General features: G+C 74.7%; 18 protein-coding genes. 13 read left to right on the top strand and 5 right to left on the bottom strand.

All coding sequences use genetic code 11. The features are described 5' to 3' along the window. The first annotated feature begins 41 nt into the window (after positions 1-41). Genes ispD through ACFHW0_RS14020 form a run of 3 tightly spaced genes read left to right on the top strand, consistent with a single transcriptional unit; the run spans position 42 to position 2272 of the window. Positions 42-737: a 2-C-methyl-D-erythritol 4-phosphate cytidylyltransferase gene (ispD, locus tag ACFHW0_RS14030; protein WP_416607705.1), complete on the top strand. Its 696-nt coding sequence runs from the start codon at positions 42-44 to the stop codon at positions 735-737. 16 nt (positions 738-753) lie between these two features. After that, positions 754-1236, top strand: a complete 483-nt coding sequence (gene ispF / locus ACFHW0_RS14025) for a 2-C-methyl-D-erythritol 2,4-cyclodiphosphate synthase (protein ID WP_416607704.1) — start codon at positions 754-756, stop codon at positions 1234-1236. Between the two features lie 10 nt (positions 1237-1246). Beyond that, on the top strand, positions 1247-2272 hold the full coding sequence (locus ACFHW0_RS14020; protein ID WP_416607703.1) for a tetratricopeptide repeat protein: 1026 nt from the start codon (positions 1247-1249) through the stop codon (positions 2270-2272). Here the strand turns inward: ACFHW0_RS14020 and ACFHW0_RS14015 are convergent. Further along, positions 2269-3435 carry a homogentisate 1,2-dioxygenase gene (locus tag ACFHW0_RS14015; protein ID WP_416607702.1) on the bottom strand — a complete coding sequence of 389 codons (1167 nt, stop codon included), beginning with the start codon at positions 3433-3435 and terminating at the stop codon, positions 2269-2271. The genes ACFHW0_RS14020 and ACFHW0_RS14015 overlap by 4 nt on opposite strands. 95 nt (positions 3436-3530) lie before the next feature. Between ACFHW0_RS14015 and ACFHW0_RS14010 the strand changes: the two genes are divergently transcribed. From ACFHW0_RS14010 to ACFHW0_RS13975, 8 genes are all read left to right on the top strand, one after another. Beyond that, positions 3531-4403, top strand: a complete 873-nt coding sequence (locus ACFHW0_RS14010; RefSeq protein ID WP_416607701.1) for a hypothetical protein — start codon at positions 3531-3533, stop codon at positions 4401-4403. Then, a complete protein-coding gene (gene fahA / locus ACFHW0_RS14005) occupies positions 4400-5599 on the top strand; it encodes a fumarylacetoacetase (RefSeq protein WP_416607700.1) in 1200 nt (399 codons plus the stop codon). Before ACFHW0_RS14010 ends, fahA begins: the two co-directional genes overlap by 4 nt. 175 nt (positions 5600-5774) lie before the next feature. Then, positions 5775-5984, top strand: a complete 210-nt coding sequence (locus tag ACFHW0_RS14000; RefSeq protein WP_132239904.1) for a DUF397 domain-containing protein — start codon at positions 5775-5777, stop codon at positions 5982-5984. 102 nt (positions 5985-6086) lie between these two features. Further along, positions 6087-6560: an SRPBCC family protein gene (locus tag ACFHW0_RS13995; protein WP_416607699.1), complete on the top strand. Its 474-nt coding sequence runs from the start codon at positions 6087-6089 to the stop codon at positions 6558-6560. A 168-nt stretch (positions 6561-6728) separates the two neighbouring features. Continuing rightward, the gene (locus ACFHW0_RS13990; RefSeq protein ID WP_416607698.1) at positions 6729-8009 is read left to right on the top strand and encodes a PQQ-binding-like beta-propeller repeat protein; all 1281 of its coding nucleotides are present in this window, start codon (positions 6729-6731) and stop codon (positions 8007-8009) included. A gap of 82 nt (positions 8010-8091) precedes the next feature. Beyond that, the gene (locus ACFHW0_RS13985) at positions 8092-8625 is read left to right on the top strand and encodes a hypothetical protein (protein ID WP_416607697.1); all 534 of its coding nucleotides are present in this window, start codon (positions 8092-8094) and stop codon (positions 8623-8625) included. A 59-nt stretch (positions 8626-8684) separates the two neighbouring features. Next, the gene (locus tag ACFHW0_RS13980) at positions 8685-9227 is read left to right on the top strand and encodes a hypothetical protein (protein WP_416607696.1); all 543 of its coding nucleotides are present in this window, start codon (positions 8685-8687) and stop codon (positions 9225-9227) included. 25 nt (positions 9228-9252) lie between these two features. Further along, a complete protein-coding gene (locus tag ACFHW0_RS13975) occupies positions 9253-10335 on the top strand; it encodes a hypothetical protein (protein ID WP_416607695.1) in 1083 nt (360 codons plus the stop codon). Between the two features lie 49 nt (positions 10336-10384). On the opposite strand, the gene hisC is transcribed toward ACFHW0_RS13975, so the two are convergent. From hisC to hppD, 4 genes are read right to left on the bottom strand one after another with little or no spacing between them, the layout of a single operon-like run. Continuing rightward, positions 10385-11488 carry a histidinol-phosphate transaminase gene (hisC, locus tag ACFHW0_RS13970; RefSeq protein ID WP_416607694.1) on the bottom strand — a complete coding sequence of 368 codons (1104 nt, stop codon included), beginning with the start codon at positions 11486-11488 and terminating at the stop codon, positions 10385-10387. Further along, entirely contained in the window at positions 11485-12504 is a 1020-nt protein-coding gene (locus ACFHW0_RS13965) for an RDD family protein (RefSeq protein ID WP_416607693.1), read from the bottom strand. Before ACFHW0_RS13965 ends, hisC begins: the two co-directional genes overlap by 4 nt. 22 nt (positions 12505-12526) lie before the next feature. Continuing rightward, positions 12527-13252 carry an RDD family protein gene (locus ACFHW0_RS13960; RefSeq protein WP_416607692.1) on the bottom strand — a complete coding sequence of 242 codons (726 nt, stop codon included), beginning with the start codon at positions 13250-13252 and terminating at the stop codon, positions 12527-12529. An 11-nt stretch (positions 13253-13263) separates the two neighbouring features. Beyond that, positions 13264-14469 carry a 4-hydroxyphenylpyruvate dioxygenase gene (gene hppD / locus ACFHW0_RS13955; protein ID WP_416607691.1) on the bottom strand — a complete coding sequence of 402 codons (1206 nt, stop codon included), beginning with the start codon at positions 14467-14469 and terminating at the stop codon, positions 13264-13266. Positions 14470-14619: 150 nt separating this feature from the next. Here hppD and ACFHW0_RS13950 point away from each other — a divergent pair, with 150 nt between their 5' ends. Together ACFHW0_RS13950 and ACFHW0_RS13945 are read left to right on the top strand one after the other, a co-directional pair. Further along, entirely contained in the window at positions 14620-15108 is a 489-nt protein-coding gene (locus tag ACFHW0_RS13950; RefSeq protein WP_416607690.1) for an Lrp/AsnC family transcriptional regulator, read from the top strand. Positions 15109-15214: 106 nt separating this feature from the next. Beyond that, positions 15215-16639, top strand: coding sequence for a PQQ-binding-like beta-propeller repeat protein (locus ACFHW0_RS13945; protein ID WP_416607689.1), 1425 nt, complete (start codon positions 15215-15217; stop codon positions 16637-16639). The last annotated feature ends 29 nt before the right edge of the window (positions 16640-16668 follow it).

The following is a 16668-nucleotide window of genomic DNA, read 5'->3' as shown; positions in this document are numbered from 1 at the left end:
CGTACCCGATTCGTAGCGAACAAACCACCGAGGACCGCGACGTGACCGCGCAGCTCAATCCGTGCGGTGACGTCGCGGTCCTCGTGCCTGCGGCCGGTGCCGGCGTACGGCTCGGCCCCGGCCGGCCCAAGGCGTTGCGCCTGCTCGGCGGGGAGCCCCTGCTGGTGCACGCGGTCCGCCGGCTCGCCGCCGCGCCGTCGGTGCACACCATCGTCGTGGCCGCGCCGGCCGCCGAGGTGGCGGCGGTGCGCGACCTGCTCGCCCCGGTCGCCCCGGTGACCGTGGTGCCCGGCGGTGCCGAGCGGCAGGCGTCGGTGGCCGCCGCCCTCGCGGCGGTGCCCGCCGGCCCGGAGATCGTCCTCGTGCACGACGCCGCCCGGGCGCTGACCCCGCCCGATCTGGTGGAATCCGTCGCGGCGGCCGTCCGCGCCGGGAACGACGCGGTGATCCCGGTGCTCCCCGTCGTCGACACGATCAAGGAGGTCGGCCCCGACGAGGTCGTCCTCGGCACCGTCGACCGCTCCGCCCTGCGGGCCGTGCAGACCCCGCAGGGCTTCCGCCGGGCGGTGCTGACGGCCGCGCACGCCGCCGCCGGGGACCCGCTCACCGACGACGCCGGTCTGGTCGAGAAGCAGGGCGTCCCGGTGTCCTGCGTCCCCGGCTCGGAGTACGCGCTGAAGGTCACCCGCCCGTTCGACCTCGCGCTGGCCGAGCACCTGCTCGCCGGCGGCGCCTGACGCGTACCCTCTTCGCATGATCGTTCCCCGGGTGGCCATCGGCACCGACGTGCACGCCTTCGAGGCGGGCCGGCCGTGCTGGGTGGCCGGCCTGCACTGGCCCGACCAGGACGGCCTGGCCGGGCACTCGGACGCCGACGTGGCCGCGCACGCCGCCTGCAACGCGCTGCTCTCGGCGGCCGGCCTCGGGGACCTGGGCGCCAACTTCGGCGTGGGCCAGCCCGAGTGGGTCGGCGCGTCGGGCGTCGCCCTGCTCACCGAGAGCGCCCGCCGGGTGCGGGCCGCCGGCTTCGCGATCGGCAACGTGTCCGTGCAGGTGATCGGCAACCGGCCCAAGATCGGCCCGCGTCGCGAGGAGGCCCAGCGGGTGCTCTCCGAGGCGGTCGGCGCCCCGGTGACCGTCTCCGCGGCCACCACCGACGGCCTCGGCTTCCCCGGGCGGGGCGAGGGGCTCACCGGCATCGCGGTGGCCCTGGTGTACGAGGCTCCGGCCGCCTAGGCTCGCCGCGATGTCCAGCGACGCCACCTCCGACCGCTCCGCCGCCGACGGCTACCTCCAGCGCGCCCAGCTCCTCGCCGAGCTGGGCCGCTACGACGAGGCCGCCGCCGAGGTCTCCTACGCGGTCGCCCTGGATCCGGCCGACGCCGGGGCGCTGACCATGCTGTCCCGGGTGCACCTCGCGGCCGGCCGGCCGACGGAGGCGCTCACCGCCGCCGACGCCGCGGTCGCCGCCGCCCCGGAGAGCGTTCCGGCGCTGGTCGCCCGCGCCCTCACCCTCGGCGATCTCGAGGAGTACGCCGAGGCGGCCCGCACCGCCGACCGGATCCTGGCGCTGGGTCCCGACGACGCGTACGCCCAGAGCAGCGCCGCGGCGATCCTGGCCGGCTCGCGCAACGGGCAGCCGGCGCTGAACGCGGCCTGGCGCGGGGTCGAGCTGGCACCCGAGAATCCCCAGGCGCACCTGGTGCTCGGGCTGGTGGCGGCGAACATGCAGATGTTCGACCTGGCCGAGCGCGCCTACCGGGAGGCGCTGCGGCTGGACCCGCAGCTCGCCGAGGCCCGGCACGACATCGGGGTGCTGCGGCTGGAGCAGCGGCGCTGGAGCGAGGCGCTGGAACACCTCGCCGAGGCCGCCGCGATGAGCCCCGGGCGGGTCGACTCCGGCCGGACCATCTCGGTCGGCCTGCGCCAGCTCGTGGTCTACGGCGCGGGCTGGACGATGATCACCGCTGTGCTCATCGCCTGCATGGCGCCGGGCAGCGCGGGACTGTCCCGGGTCGCGGCGGCGTTCGCGGCGCTCGGCGGGGCCCTGGTGGTCTGGCGCTTCGCCGCCCGGCTGCCCGGCCTGTCCCGGACCATCCTGCCGAGCCTGCTCCGCTCCGACCGCACGCTGGCGCTGGCCGTCTACGCGGCGGCCGCCGCCCCGGCGCTGATCCTGCTCTACGCCCTGGTCGGCACCCCGTGGCCGCTGGCCCTCGCCATCGTCGCCGCGGTCGCCGCCGAACTCGCCGTGCTGTCCCGTACGACAGCCTAGGGGCGGCGGGCCCAGGTCCAGGCGTAGCCGTCGTCCTCGCAGGCGGTCGCGGCGTCGCAGAGGTCCAGCGGCCGGAACGTGTCGACCATGACGGCCAGCTCGTCGAAGAAGTCGGCGCCGATGGAGCGCTCGGCGGCGCCCGGCTGCGGGCCGTGGGTGAACCCGGACGGGTGCAGCGAGATCGAGCCCTGCTCGATGCCGGAGCCGCGCCGGGCCTCGTAGTTGCCGCCGGTGTAGAAGAGCATCTCGTCGGAGTCGACGTTGTGGTGGTTGTACGGCACCGGGATCGCGTCCGGGTGGTAGTCGACCTTGCGGGGCACGAAGGAGCAGATCACGAAGTTGGGGCCCTGGAAGGTCTGGTGCACCGGCGGCGGCTGGTGGATCCGGCCGGTGATCGGCTCGAAGTCGTGGATGGAGAACGCCCACGGGTACATGTGCCCGTCCCAGCCGACCACGTCGAACGGGTGGTGGGCGTAGACGTAGCGGGTCCAGCCGCGCCGGTGCCGGACGAGCACCTCCACGTCCTCGCCGTCGACCAGCAGCGGCGCGTCCGGCCCCCGGACGTCGCGCTCGCAGTAGGGCGAGTGCTCCAGGAACTGGCCCCGCACGGAGAGATAGCGCTTGGGCGGGCCGATGTGGCCGGCCGCCTCGACGGCGAGCAGCCGGGTCGGCGCGTCTCCGGTGGGCACGAGCCGGTGAACGGTCGAGGTGGGGATGACGACGTAGTCGCCGGGCACCGCGTCGAGCACGCCGAAGGTCGACTCGACCCGCAGGGTGCCCGACTCCACGTACAGGCAGTGGTCGCCGGTGGCGTCCCGGAACAGCGGGGACGGCCGGTCCGCCAGCACGTACGCGATGCGCACGTCGTCGTTGGCGAGCAGGTACTGCCGGCCGAGCACCGGGTCGGCGCCGGCGCCGTCGAGCTTGTGGGTGCGCAGGTGCCGGGGCTTGAGCGGAAGGTTCGGCACCCGGGTGAACGCTGGCGGGGCGAACTCCTCGGCCGCCACGATCGCGGTCGGCGCGTGCCGGTGGTAGAGCAGGGACGAGTCGGAGGAGAAGCCCTCCTGGCCCATCAGCTCCTCGGCGTAGAGGCTGCCGTCGGGCTGGCGGAACTGGGTGTGGCGCTTGCGCGGCACCTCGCCGACGCTGCGGTAGTACGGCATCTCGCCTCCCGGTTCGTCCCGTTCACCGATCCAATGGCGTCCGATAATCGGACACTGTTGTCCGTTCCTTGTAGCGTCCCGTACATTCTTGTCTCGTGTCAACGCAGGTGCCCGCGCTTCTCGACGGCCTCGTCGACGACGCCGCCGTCTTCCCGCCCGGCAGCGCGCCGCTGCCCGACGCCGTCGCCGCGCACCGGCGGCACCGCACCTCCTGGTACGCCGACCTGGTCGGCCCGCTCCTGGTCCCCGCCACGAGGCTGCCCGAGCTGGCGGGCCTGCTCGGCACCGACGAGCGGATCGCGGTCGGTGTGATCGGCGACGTGCCCCTCGACCGGCTCGACGAGGTGCGGACCAAGGCCGACCCGCGCATCCGCGTACGCCAGGTGGAGGCGGCGGTGGCCCGGCGCGGCGAGGACCCGCTGCCCGGCCTCACCGAGCTGGTGGCGCTGGCCCGCCGGGCCGGTGCCGGCCCGGCCGCCCTCGACGCCGTCTACGCCGAGCTGCCCCTCACGTTCGGGCTGATGGGGGCGCTGGACGCGCTCGCCGCCGCCCGCGCCGAGGGGGTGCCGGTCGCCGCGAAGTTCCGCACCGGCGGGCTGGCCGCCGAGCTGTTCCCCACCCCGGCGGAGCTGGCCGCCGTGATCTGCGCCTGCCGGGACCGGGGTCTGCCGTTCAAGCTGACCGCCGGGCTGCACCAGGCGGTCCGGCACCTCGACCCGGAGACCGGCTTCACCCACCACGGCTTCGTCAACGTGCTGGCGGCGACGCTGGCGGCCGCCGGGGGCGCCACCGTCGAGCGGGTCGCCGAGCTGCTCACCGCGACCGACCCGCGCCCGCTGGTGCAGTACGCCGAGGCCGGGCTGGACGGCCCGCGCCCGCTGTGGATCGGCTTCGGCTCGTGCAGCATCCTGGAACCACTGACCGATCTGATCCGGCTGGGGCTGGTGAACGGGGGCTTCGACGCATGACGTGGGTGACTGGTGCCGACGGTTCGCCGTACGGGGTGACCAACCTGCCGTACGGGGTGTTCCGCCGCGCGGAGGGCGCGCCGCGCGTCGGCGTACGCATCGGCGACTTCGTGCTCGACCTGGCCGGCACCGAGGAGGCCGGCCTGGTGCTGGCGGCCGGGACGCTGGGTCGGCCCACCCTCAACGACTTCATGGCCCTCGGCCGTCCGCAGTGGACGGCCGTCCGGCAGCGGGTGACCGAGCTGCTCACCGACGCCGCCCACCGGGCGGCGGTGGAGCCGCTGCTGGTCCCGCTGGCCGAGGTGCGGATGCAGCTGCCGTTCGAGGTCGCCGACTACGTCGACTTCTACTCCTCCGAGCACCACGCGTCCAACGTGGGCCAGATCTTCCGCCCCGGCCAGCCGCCGCTGCTGCCCAACTGGAAGCACCTGCCGATCGGCTACCACGGCCGGGCCGGCACGGTGGTCGTCTCCGGCACCCCGGTGGTGCGGCCGAGCGGGCAGCGGGCCACTCCGCAGGGCCCGGTCACCGGCCCGTCCGTACGCCTCGACATCGAGGCCGAGGTCGGCTTCGTGGTCGGCGTGCCCAGCCCGCTGGGCGGCCGGGTGCCGACCGACGACTTCGCCGACCACGTCTTCGGCGTCGTGCTGGTCAACGACTGGTCGGCCCGCGACATCCAGGCCTGGGAGTACCAGCCCCTCGGCCCGTTCCTGGGCAAGTCCTTCGCCACCTCGGTCGCGGCCTGGGTGACCCCGCTGGACGCGCTGGGCGACGCCTTCGTCCCCGCCCCCGACCAGGACCCGCCGGTCGCCGACTACCTGCGCGACGTGCCGCACCTCGGGCTGGACCTGCGCCTGTCGGTGGAGTGGAACGGCGAGCGGGTCAGTGAGCCGCCGTTCGCCACCATGTACTGGACGCCGGCCCAGCAGCTGGCCCACCTCACGGTCAACGGCGCCTCGCTGCGCACCGGCGACCTCTACGCCTCGGGCACCGTCTCCGGGCCGGAGCGGGGACAGGTCGGCTCGTTCCTGGAACTCACCCGGGGCGGGACCGAGCCGGTGAAGTTCGCCGGGGGCGAGACCCGCACGTTCCTGGAGGACGGCGACACGGTGACGATCACCGCCACCGCGCCCGGCCCGGACGGCACCACCATCGCCCTGGGCGAGGTGACCGGGAAGGTCCTCGCCGCCCGCTGACCCACCTTCCGATCATCGACGGTCCCCGGTCGCACAGTTGGTGCGACCGGGGACCGTTGCTTCCGCGTTGATCGTCGCGGATTCCGTCGCCATGCCGCGCCGGGTCGGACCGGACGCCCCTTCCGGTCCCGGCCCGGCCGCCGGCTGGCGTACCGACGACAGGAAGGTGACGACGATGAACGATCTCCCGGGCGCGGTCTGGCGTACCAGCAGCCGCTCCAACGACCAGGGCCTCTGCGTGGAGGTGGCGGACAACCTGGTCGACGCCCTCGGCGTGGTGGGCGTACGCGACTCCAAGGACCAGGCGGGCCCCACGCTGGCGGTCAGCCCGCCGGGGTGGGCGGCCTTCGTCGGCGCGATCCGGGCCGGCCAGTTCGGTCGCTGACGGGGCGACCGCTCCGGATCGGGGCTCCCGGCGGTGGAAAATCCGCTCCGGGGGCCCCGATCCGCGCTCACCCGGCGTACCGTCGAGGCCACGGGAGGTGGCATGTCGACGGTGGCGGTCACGGAGTTCGTGGAGGCGCACGACGTCGACCTCTGGCGGCTGCTGACCGACCTGACCACCCGCACCCGGCGCTTCACCGGGCCGGTGGAGGTGCTCACCCCCGGCCGGTTCGGGCCGGGCACCGTGTGGCGGGAGACCCGTTCCCAGCCCGACGGCACCGCGCTGGTCGAGGAGTTCGTCGTCATCGAGGCCGAGCCGCCCCGACGGCTGGTGCTCGGCTCGCGGGGCGCCGGCGTGGACTACCGGATCACCTGGACGCTGCGTCCGGTCGAGCGGCGTCGCCGGGGCTGCACCGCCGTCACGGTCGAGCAGGAGGCGGTGCCGACCGCCCCGTACGGCCGGGTGGTCGCGCTGCTGCTGGGCGGGCTGGCGGCCCGGGCGGTCGAGCGCGCGCTGCGGCACGACCTCGCCGACCTGGCCGCCGCGGCGGCCGCCAACGCGACCGAGGCGGCCTGAGGCGCACGCGGCTCGGGCGCGTGTCGGCGCGGCCCGAGGCGCATGCACACGCACGCGGCGTGCCGTGGGCGTGGCCAGACAGGGGCCGCCGCCGGCACGCCCGTCCGCCGGTGACCTGACCGGGCCCTGACCGGCTCCGCTGGGTAGGGTGCCGGGCGGAGGTGCGGCATGGGGTTCCCGAACGGCCGGCGGCGGATCGCGGTGGCGGTCGCGGCGCTGCTCGGCACCGTCGCCGTCGCGGCGACGGTCTACCGGGTGCTCGCCCCCGCCGAGGTCGTCACGCCCGCCCGGGCCGGGTATCCGCCGGCCGCGTCCCCCGCCCCCGGTGTGATCGGCCGGCTCCCCGTCGCGCCGCTCGTCGTGGACGGCCGGCTGCGGGTCTACGCGGCCCACCGCCAGGTCTACGCCGACCGCCCGGTCGACGGCCGGCACCGGACGACCCCGTACTGGTCGTACCGTCGCTGGCCGGCGGCGCTCGACGGGGTCGTGGCGAGCGGGACGACCGTGGTCACCCGCTGGTCGGACGGGCGCCTGGTGGCGCTGGACGCGCGGAGCGGCCGGGTCGCCTGGCGGACGGACGGGCCGGCGCCGGCGGGGGAGCGGACGGTCCGGCGCACCGGAGCGGCGACGGTCTGGGATCCCCGGGGGATCTTCGTGACCCGGGCGTCCGACGGCCGGCAGGTGGTGCTGGCGGCCGGGGCGGAGTGGGTGCGTGCCGTGGACCTGGCCGACGGCCGCGAACTGTGGCGGTCGCACGTCACCGTCACGGTGCCACCGGGCGACACGGCCGCCGGGTGCCGGGACGCGCTCGGCACGACCGCGTCGGGGCAACTGATCATCGTCGACTCCTGCGCGGGGCCGACGACGGTGGAGTTCCGCGACGCCGCGACCGGAGTGGTGGGCCTGCGCTGGCGACCGCCGGACGCCGGCGACGAGCTGGTGGCGACACCGGCGGGCTGCGGTGCCGGCCGCACGGGGTGCACCGGGTTGCGGACGGCGAGGCCGGGCGACGACGCGGGCCGGGGCTGGCTGCTCGGCGCCGGTGAGCCGGTCGCCGCCCCGGCCCTGGACCGGCCGGACGCCGAACTCGTCGGCGGGACGGCCGTGGCGGTCGTGGACGGGGTGCCGGTCGGGCGCTCGGCGCGTACGGGCGCGGAGCTGTGGCGCCGTCCCGACCTGCCGCAGACGCGGCTGCTCGCCGTCCAGCCCGACCGGGTGCACCTGCTGACGGAGACGAACGACCTCGTGACGCTGGACCCGGCGACAGGGGCGCAACGGTCCTTCTTCGCGCTCAACGTGGGCTCGGACGGGATCGGCTGGGCGCCCGGTGCGGCGTACGCGGCCGGCGGGTTCGTGGCCGTGGAACGGCTCCGCAAGCCGGTCGACCCGACGGCGGACGACCGGCGCTACTACCTGACCTCGGAGGCGCTGATCCTCGCGGCGACGTGAGCGGCGATCCGGGCCGCGCCGTGAAACGCCGGACCAGCCCGGCTGCTCGACAAAACGGACATAAGTTATTTATAGTCCCACTGTGCGTCTCCTGGCAGCCCTGTTGGGCGCGATCCTGATCCTCGTCACCGCCTCGCCGGCCGACGCCGCGCCGTCGGGCGGGTCGGTACGGCTGGCCCGGACGGTGGGGGTGGACATCACCGTCCCCGCCTCCGTCAATCTCGGCAGCGGCCTCACCGGCGGCACCATCACCCGCCAGTTGGGCACGGTCGAGGTGCGTGACTCGCGTGGCCAGGTCAATCCCAACACCTGGGTCGCCACGGTCTCCGCCACCGTCTTCGTCACCGGCGCCGGCGGAGCGCAGCGGACGATCGCGAACGGCCGGGTCTCGTACTGGTCCGGGCCGGCGACGCGGAGCACCGGCGGCGGCACGCTGGTGCCCGGCCAGCCGACCGCCGCGCAGGCCGTGACCCTGGACGTCGTCCGCGAGGCGTTCCGCAAGACCGCCGGCAACGGCAACAACACGGTGGCCTGGGTGCCGACCATCCGGATCGCCATCCCGGCCGGCATCGTCGGGGGAACCTACCGTGGCACGATCACCCACTCCGTCGCCTGATGAGTGATTTGTCGGAAACATCCTCCCTTGTCCCTGCTCTGACCCTTAGCGTGCGTCTCATGAAGAAGCCACTTCTTGCCCTGACCGCCGCCGCGGCCGCCGTGGTGGCCATGGCGGCGCCCGCCGCGGCCGCGCCGACCGGCGACACCATCGTCACCTTCACCGTCGCGACCGCCGACCTGAACATCACCGTGCCGGCGTCCGTGAACCTCGGCTCCGTCTTCTCCGGCGGCGTCATCACCGGCGAGCTCGGCACCGTGACGGTCACCGACAGCCGGGCCGCGCTCAACGCCACCTGGACCGTCACGGTGTCGGCCAGCTCCTTCTCCACCGGCAGCGGCACGCCCGAGGAGACCATCTCGCCGGCCCTGGTGGAGTACTGGTCGGGCGCAGCGACCAACACCACCGGCGCCGGCGTGTTCGTGCCCGGCCAACCCACCCAGGCCGACGCGGTCAGTCTGAGCGTGCCCCGCATCGCCTTCTCGAAGACCTCGGGCAGCGGCAACAACACCGCCAGCTGGGCGCCGGACATCCGCATCGCCGTCCCGGACACCGCCGTCGGCGGCACCTACACGGGGGTGATCACCCATTCGGTGGCATGACCGGGCCCACGCCCTCGCCCTGGCCGTGACCTTCCTGATCACGGCCGGGGCGCCGGCGTCGGCCGCGCAGCCCGGGCCGGCGTTCGCCGGCCGCCCGCCGGTGCTCGCCGAACCGGAGGTCCCGGAGGCGGACGTGCCGGCCGTGGAGCCGCACGGGCGCAAGGGCTCGCCCGGACCCTCGGCGCAGCCGAGCCCGGGCGCCCCGTCGACCACGGTCGGGATACGCCTGCTCGACGCACCGGTCGAGCGACGCGACGACACCCGGGCGCACAGGTACGTCGTCGACCACGTCCGCCCCGGCACGACGATCAAGCGGCGCGTCGTGGTGCAGAACAGCTCGGAGATCCGCCGTACGGTGGCCCTCTACGCCGCCGCGGCCGACGTCACGAAGAAGGGGTTCGTCCTCGCCCCCGGCCGCACCGAGAACGAGCTGAGCAGTTGGATCGACGTCGAGCCGGCGGAGGAGGTGCTGGCCCCCGACGAGGAGGTGGAGGCCCTGGTCACCATCGCCGTGCCGCCCAGGGCCGAGGCCGGCGAGCGGTACGCGGTCGTCTGGGCCGAGGTCGCCGGCGTGGACGGGCAGAACGTGCGCAACGTCGGCCGGGCCGGGATCCGGGTCTACCTCTCCGTCGGGCCGGGCGGCGAGCCGCCCTCGGGCTTCGAGATCGGCCCGCTGACCGGCGGGCGGGAGAAGGACGGCACGCCCGTGCTCACCGCGCAGGTGCGCAACACCGGCAGGCGGGCGCTGGACCTGGCCGGCGAGCTGCGACTCACCGAGGGGCCCGGCGGGCTCTCGGCCGGGCCGGTGAAGGTGGAGGCGGGCACCCTCGCGCTGGACGGCACGACCACCGTCCGGGTCGCCCTGGACCACCGCCTGCCGGACGGACCATGGACGGCGAAGCTCGACCTGGCCAGCGGCTGGACGAAGCGCTCCGCCACCGGCAGGGTCGGCTTCGGGCCGGTCCCGGTGGCGGCCACCAGCGCCGTCGACCGCTCCGGCCAGGTGCTCACCGGCGGGCTGGCCACCTCGGGGCTGGTCCTGGTGCTGTTCGCGGTCTACGCGTACCGGCGCCGGGCCCGGGTCAGGCAGCCCGTGGCGGCGGCCTGAGAGTCCGGTCCGGTCCGCGAGGGGATGGCGGACCGGACCGGCACCTGCCTCAGGCCAGCGCGGCCTCCGCCGCCGCCAGGAAGGCGTCGTTCTCGGCCGGGGTGCCGATGGTGACCCGGACCCCGTCGCCAGGGAACGGCCGGACGATCACGCCCCGCGTCTCACACGCCTTGCCGAAGTCCACGGCCCGGTCGCCCAGCGGCAGCCAGACGAAGTTCGCCTGGCTGTCCGGCACGTCGCCGACGAGCTTGCGCAGCGCCTCCGTCACGCGGTCGCGCTCGGCCACCACGAGGGCGCACCGCCGCCGCACCTCGTCCTCCTGCGCCAGCGCGGCGAGCGCGCCCGCCTGCGCGGCCATGTTGCTGGAGAACGGCGTCACGACCTTGCGCACGGCCGCCGCCACCGCCGGGTGGGCGACCAGGAAGCCGATCCGCAGGCCGGCCAGGCCCCAGGCCTTGGAGAGCGTGCGCAGCACGACCACGTTCGGTCGGTCGAGGTAGGTGAGGCCGTCCGGCACCTGCGGGTCGGTGACGAACTCGCGGTACGCCTCGTCGATCACGACCAGCACGTCCTCGCCGACCGTGTCCAGGAACCGGTCCAGTTCGGCCCGGCGCACCGACGTTCCGGTGGGGTTGTTCGGGTTGCAGACCACGATCAGCCGGGTCCGGTCGGTGACCGCCGCCGCCATCGCCGCCAGGTCGTGCCCGTGCCCGGCGTCGTTGGGCACCCGCACGCTGGTCGCACCGCTGGTCGCCGCGATGATCGGGTACGCCTCGAAGGAGCGCCACGCGTAGAGGAACTCGTCGCCGGGCAGGCAGGTGGCCCGGACGAGGTGCTCGGCCAGCGCCACCGACCCGCAGCCGGTGGCGATCCGGTCGACGTCCACGCCGTACCGCTCGGACAGCGCCTCGCGCAGCGCGAGCGCGCCCATGTCCGGGTAGCGGTGCACCCCGGCGACGGCCCGGGCGACGGCCTCCACCACGCCGGGCACCGGCCCGTACGGCACCTCGTTGCTGGCCAGCTTGATCGCCTCGGGGAGGCCCAGCTCGCGGGCCAGGTCGGCCGGGCTGCGGCCGGGCACGTAGTTGGGCAGCGCGTCCAGGTCGGGTCGGGTCAGCCGCAGCGCCGGCTGGTGACGTCCAGGGTCGGTCATGGGGTGTCTCCCGAGGGGTCGGTGCGGTCGTCGGGGGTGCGCTCGCCCGTGGTGGTGGGCTCGCGCGTGGTGGTGCGGTCGTCCGGCGTGGCGCGCCCGCCCGTGGTGGTGCGGTTGCCGCGGGGGAGCTGGACCACCACGGTCTGCGCCCGCTTGTCGTGCAGCGCCTGACGCAGCGGGTGGTCGAAGAGCGGGGAGAGCGCGTCGACGAGTTGGAGCAGCAGGCCGAGGCCGCAGCAGTACCAGAGCAGGGTGGGCAGGCCGAGGGTGTTCCACCGGCGCAGCGCCCGGCCGAAGCCGAGCGGCTCGTTCGCGCTCATCGGTACCACCTTGACGCCCACCAGCCGCTTGCCGAACGTCTGCCCGCCCGAGGCCGTCGTCGGCACCTCGTACGCGAGCCAGAGCGCGGTGGCGATCAGCAGGATGACGACCTGGAGGCCGCCGGCCTGCTCGCTGGGCTGCGGCAGGTTGTCGGTGGAGCTGTCGCCCGCCATCGCCCGCCGGAACACCTCCCGCCAGTACGGCGTGACCTCCTCGACCAGCCGCCAGACGAACCAGCCGTTCACCACGGCGTTCAGCGCGAAGACGATCGTGAAGTCGATCAGCCGGGCGACCAGCCGGGCGCCGAACCCGGCCAGCGGGAGCCCGTGCGGGCGCGGCTCCGGCGGTCGTCCGGGCCAGCCGCCGGGCGGCCAGCCGGGCGGCGGAGCGCCACCGGGCGGCCAGCCGGGCGGCGGGCCCTGCGGTTGGCCGTGTCCCTGCGGCGGCTGCCAGGGGTAGGGCTGGCCCGGCTGCGGCTGCCCGGGCAGGGGTGGACCGCCCGCGGGGGCGCCCGGCGCGGGGACCGGGGCCGCGGGCGACGCCGGAGCGGGTGCGGGTGGCGGCTCGGCCGGCGGCGGCCCCTCGGGCGGGGTGGCGTCGACGGGGATCGGCGCGCCGATCCAGCCCTCGCCGTCCCAGTAGCGTCGGGTCTCCGGATCGGCCGGGTCGACGTACCACCCCGGTCCGACGCTCATGGCCTGGCCTCGCTGCGCTCGCTCACGCAGACACCTTAACGACGACGGTGCCGGCGAACTTGTCGTGGAGGCACTGCTGCCAGGGCTTGTCCCACAACTGCCAGAGCCCGTCGAGGTAGCTGAGGCCGGGCAGGAACATGGCGGCCACGTACTGCACGGCGTACCGCCTGCCGGCCATCCGCCGGTCGAGCGTGGCGGCCGGGTCGAGCGGCACGATCCGCAGCTTCATCATCCGCTTGCCGAACGTCTGCCCGGTGCGCTTCATGTACTCCACGTGGTAGAGCCAGTAGAGCCCGAGCATCACCACCAGCAGGCCCAGTTCGAGCAGCAGGATCGGCAGCATGAAGTCGGTCAGGAACGACGCGGGGTCGGGATCGGCGAGGGTGCCGTCCGGGTTGGTCCGGGTCAGGTCGTCCATCATGTTCCAGAACAGGATCAGGAACGGCGGCAGGAAGAGGACCATCGCCACCGCCGTGCTCAGCGCGACGTCGATCAGCGCGGCGAGCAGCCGGTCGCCGAAGCTGGCGAGCGGTCGGCCACCCGGTCCGAGCGCCGGGGCCGGGCGGGGCGGCCCGGCCCAGCCCGGGGGCGGCGGCGCCCAGCCCGGGGGCGGGACCTGACCGGGCGGGGCGTGCTGCGTTGGCACCGCGTACCCCTGACTGGCGGGACCGGAGGGCGGCGCGAAGCCGCCGGCGGCGGGCGGGGGCCCACCGGCCGGCGGCGTCGGGTACGTCGGAGGCTGCGTCACGCTCGTCAGTGTTACAGGTTGCCGCGCGCTTCCTGCTCCCGCTCGATGGCCTCGAAGAGCGCCTTGAAGTTGCCCTTGCCGAAGCCGAGCGAGCCGTGCCGCTCGATCAGCTCGAAGAAGACCGTCGGGCGGTCCTGCACCGGCTTGGTGAAGATCTGGAGCAGGTAGCCGTCCTCGTCCCGGTCCACCAGGATCTTGCGGGCCTTCAGCTCCTCGATCGGCACCCGCACCTGGCCGATCCGGGCGCGCAGCTCCGGGTCGTCGTAGTACGAGTCCGGGGTGTCCAGGAACTCGACGCCGGCGGCGCGCATCGCGTCGACGCTGGCCAGGATGTCGTTGGTGGCCACGGCGATGTGCTGGGCGCCCGGGCCCTGGTAGAACTCCAGGTACTCGTCGATCTGCGACTTCTTGCGGGCGACCGCCGGCTCGTTGAGCGGGAACTTCACCTTGCGGGTGCCGTTCGCGACGACCTTGCTCATCAGCGCCGAGTAGTCGGTGGCGATGTCGTCGCCGATGAACTCGGCCATGTTCGAGAAGCCCATGACGCGCTTGTAGAACTCGACCCACTCGTCCATCCGGCCGAGCTCGACGTTGCCGACCACGTGGTCGACGGCCTGGAAGAAGCGCTTCGGCTGGAGGCCGGCGTCGATCATCGGCTGCCGGTCCACGATCGGCTTGCGGGCCACGAAGCCGGGCAGGAACGGGCCCGTGTAGCGGGACCGGTCGACGAGGGTGTGCCGGGTGTCGCCGTACGCCGCGATGGCGGCCAGCCGTACGGTGCCGTGCTCGTCGCTGACGTCGTGCGGTTCGAGCAGGCCGGTGGCGCCCTGCGCGGTGGCGTGCGCGTACGCGGCGTCGACGTCCGGCACCTCCAGCGCGATGTCGGAGACACCGTCGCTGTGCCTCGCGACGTGCTCGGCGCCCTCGGCGTCGGGGCGGACCGCGCCGGTCAGCACGAACCGGGCCGAGCCGCTGGTCAGCACGTACTGGGCGTGGTCCCGGTAGCCCTGCTCGGGGCCCCGGTACGCCACGCAGGTCATGCCGAACGCGGTGGAGTAGTAGTGCGCCGCCTGCTTGGCGTTGCCCACCAGGAAGTGCACGTGGTCGAGGCCCTTGACCGGGAACGGGTCGCGGTTGATGTCGTGGTCCACGGCGCCGACGAGCACGTCGACGTCGACGTCGTCGGTCGCCTGGGGTCGGTCGATCGCCTGGGTCATCGCGGTCTCCCTCAAGTTCCGGTCGGCCCCGTGGCCGCCGCCGTTGGTCGTGTGCAGGGTTCCTGTGGCGAGGATCGCGGTGGAGTGCCGTACTGGGCAACTGTCGCGCCAACGCCTGGTCAGGTTGCGCATTAAGTAGGGTGATACGCCATGAGTGATGGTCAAGGTGTACAGCTCGATGCCCTCGACGCGCGGTTGATCGAACTGCTCGCCGAGGAGCCGCGCATCGGGGTGCTGGAGTGCTCCCGACGCCTCGGGGTCGCCCGGGGCACCGTGCAGGCCCGGCTGGACAAGCTCGTCGAGCGGCGCGTCATCTCGGGGTTCGGGCCGGAGATCACCCCGGCGGCGATCGGGTTCGGGGTCACCAGCTTCGTCACCCTGGAGATCAGCCAGCGGCACGGGCACGACAAGGTCGCCGCGCACCTGGCCGCGATCCCGGAGGTGCTGGAGGCGCACACCATCACCGGCTCCAGCGACCTGCTCTGCCGGATCGTGGCCCGCTCGAACACCGACCTCCAGCGGGTGATCGACCAGATCGTCTCGTACGAGGGCATCCGCCGCGCCTCGACGATCATCGCCCTGGCCGAACAGATCCCCTACCGCACCCTCCCCCTGATCCGCTCCGCCGCCCAGCGGTGAGCAGCGGGCCCGGGCCCCTCCCGTACGCCCTCGGGCGTGCGAGAAAGGGCGGCGACACGGGGGCGCGGGAGAGCGGCGGCGCGGCGGTCGTCGCTACCGTGTGCGTGTGGCGAAGGCGGGCGGCCTCGGGGGGTGGCGTGGCGGGCTGCTGCTCGCGCTCGTCGTGGTCGTCGCGCTCGCCGCCACCGGAGTGTGGAATCCGTTCCCCGGGGTGTGGGAGTGGGTCGACCGCAGCGAGCCGATCTCCGAGCCGGACGTGGTCTGGCAGCAGCGCGTCGGCGGCACCCCGCGCAGCGTGACCATCGCCGGCGACACCGTGGTGGTCGAGCAGCGCACCCGCGTGGAGGCGCGCAGCCTGGCCACCGGCGCCCAGCTGTGGGAGCGCAAGGCCGACTGGTCCGCGGTGGCCGGCGGCGACCGGGACCCGGTCGTCGTCGTGGGCAAGCTGCTGGTCAAGGGGTACGAGGTGCTGGACCCGACGACCGGCGCCACGCGGCGGCGCAACGGCGACGCGGTGGCCGTCTGGACCTACCGCAACATGCTGCTCGACGCCCGCTGCGTCGAGGCCACCGACTGCACGGTGAGCGCCTGGGACGCGCGCGGCACCGCCCCGCTCTGGACGGTCTTCGTGCCCGGGGTGCGCAGCGGGCTGCTCGGCGACAACCCGGGGCTGCTCGACACCCGCCGGCTCGACGCCGTCCGGATCGACGACGAGGTGGCCGGCCCGGAGCCCGTGCCGCCGCTGCTCGGCTTCCCCATCGACGGCCGGGTGCACGTCCTCGACACCGCCACCGGGCGGGTGCTCCAGGACGTCGAGCCCGGCCGCGACGAGCGGCTGTCGGTGGTCGGTGGCCGGCTGCTGCGGATCACCGCCCGCTCCCAGGACGGCACCTGCTACTTCGCCATCTCCGGCCGCGACCCGGCGACCGGCCAGGAGACGTGGCAGCGGGCCGGGATCAACCTGCGGACCGCCGACAACGCCGGCTGCGTGCAGCGGGAGGACCCGCACGGCGCGCGCAACGTGCTGATAGGGGTGGCCCCGGACGCCCGCGAGGCGGTCCTCGACGGCTACGACGGGCGGCTTCTGCTGGTCACCTCCGCCGGGGAGAAGCTGCTCGCGGTCGACGACCGGTACGCCCTGGTCCGGTCGGCCGACAAGCGCGCGGTGGTCGGCCGGGAGCTGGGCGCCGGGCGCGTCCGGTGGACCCGTCCGACCGGGACGAAGGCCGGCGCCGCGCTCACCCCGTACGCGGCCGTGATCGCCGACGAGAAGCCGTCCCGGCTGGTGGCGCTGGACCCGCGTACCGGGCGGGAACTGGCGAGCCTGCGCACCTCCGCGAACGCCCTCGCCGTCGGCCCGAGGGGCATGGTCATCGGTGAGGGGCGGGAGATCGGCTACGTCCGCTTCGGCGGGGTGCCGGGCGCCCCCGCCCCGCCGCGTGACGGCGGCGTACCCGGCCCCGGCGGCACGGCGGGCGTCCCGGGGCCGGAGGACAGCTGCGGCCCGAAGCGGGAGCTCTGCCCCGGGTGAGAGCGTTGTCCCAGGACCCACCCGGCGGG

The sequence above is a fragment of the Micromonospora sp. LOL_025 genome, from assembly GCF_048060285.1.
Lineage (GTDB): Bacteria > Actinomycetota > Actinomycetes > Mycobacteriales > Micromonosporaceae > Micromonospora.
This window is presented reverse-complemented; position numbering and strand designations above follow the sequence as displayed.

Bases quoted from the DNA above. Each gene is read 5' to 3' on its own strand.
- ACFHW0_RS13965 (WP_416607693.1), bottom strand. From the start codon at position 12,504: ATGAGCGTCGGACCGGGGTGGTACGTCGACCCGGCCGATCCGGAGACC.
- fahA (WP_416607700.1), top strand. From the start codon at position 4,400: ATGACGTGGGTGACTGGTGCCGACGGTTCGCCGTACGGGGTGACCAAC.
- ACFHW0_RS14015 (WP_416607702.1), bottom strand. From the start codon at position 3,435: ATGCCGTACTACCGCAGCGTCGGCGAGGTGCCGCGCAAGCGCCACACC.
- ACFHW0_RS13990 (WP_416607698.1), top strand. From the start codon at position 6,729: ATGGGGTTCCCGAACGGCCGGCGGCGGATCGCGGTGGCGGTCGCGGCG.
- ACFHW0_RS13995 (WP_416607699.1), top strand. From the start codon at position 6,087: ATGTCGACGGTGGCGGTCACGGAGTTCGTGGAGGCGCACGACGTCGAC.
- ispF (WP_416607704.1), top strand. From the start codon at position 754: ATGATCGTTCCCCGGGTGGCCATCGGCACCGACGTGCACGCCTTCGAG.
- ACFHW0_RS14000 (WP_132239904.1), top strand. From the start codon at position 5,775: ATGAACGATCTCCCGGGCGCGGTCTGGCGTACCAGCAGCCGCTCCAAC.
- ACFHW0_RS13950 (WP_416607690.1), top strand. From the start codon at position 14,620: ATGAGTGATGGTCAAGGTGTACAGCTCGATGCCCTCGACGCGCGGTTG.
- hppD (WP_416607691.1), bottom strand. From the start codon at position 14,469: ATGACCCAGGCGATCGACCGACCCCAGGCGACCGACGACGTCGACGTC.
- ACFHW0_RS14020 (WP_416607703.1), top strand. From the start codon at position 1,247: ATGTCCAGCGACGCCACCTCCGACCGCTCCGCCGCCGACGGCTACCTC.
- hisC (WP_416607694.1), bottom strand. From the start codon at position 11,488: ATGACCGACCCTGGACGTCACCAGCCGGCGCTGCGGCTGACCCGACCC.
- ACFHW0_RS13980 (WP_416607696.1), top strand. From the start codon at position 8,685: ATGAAGAAGCCACTTCTTGCCCTGACCGCCGCCGCGGCCGCCGTGGTG.